The sequence below is a fragment of the Xanthomonas populi genome, assembly GCF_002940065.1.
Taxonomy (GTDB): domain Bacteria; phylum Pseudomonadota; class Gammaproteobacteria; order Xanthomonadales; family Xanthomonadaceae; genus Xanthomonas; species Xanthomonas populi.
This window is the reverse complement of the sequence record NZ_MDEJ01000325.1, coordinates 1-534: the sequence shown is the minus strand read 5'-3', so window position 1 is coordinate 534 and position 534 is coordinate 1. Positions and strand designations below refer to the sequence as shown.

Below are 534 nucleotides of genomic sequence, written 5' to 3'. Positions count from 1 at the left end.
TGGCCGCACGGGAGCTGATGCGTCATCTGGGGATCAACTCCAAGCGCGCCTGGCGGATGAAGCACAAGATCATGCAGGTCATGGCCGACGCGCCATCGGTGGCGTTTATCACGCCATCGCGCAAGGAAAATACGCAAGGCGGTATCTGGGAGAAGCGGCCTATCGGTTTAATCGTCGATTCCGCTTGCGCGACATGCTGCCGCGACTTGCCACGGCCATGATGCAATCCACACCATGTCCAGAGCCGGTGTTGCGTGCAGCGAGCAATTTTTATGGCTGAGAGTCAGGGCTAATCAGGAGAAAAGTTTTCTGAGCTGCCTACGCGGCAGTGAACAGCAAGGAAGCCCGCGCGCACGCGGTGTCGTGTTTCTGAGCTGCCTACGCGGCAGTGAACGTACCGCGCGCGCGCTGCACTGCACTTTTTCTGAGCTGCCTACGCGGCAGTGAACCCCTGAGAGCCCGTTCAAAGTCTTCCCGAATTATCCGATCATATGGAGATGAGAGCACGCTATCCCAGTGACGTCAGCCGCGAGC

At 58.6% G+C, this 534-nt stretch carries 1 protein-coding gene; it reads left to right on the top strand.

The window, feature by feature from the left end:
• Window positions 1-280, top strand: a 280-nt coding sequence (locus tag XpopCFBP1817_RS21135; RefSeq protein ID WP_244171303.1) for a transposase, incomplete at its 5' end; no start/stop codon positions are given.
• Window positions 281-534: the final 254 nt, after the last annotated feature.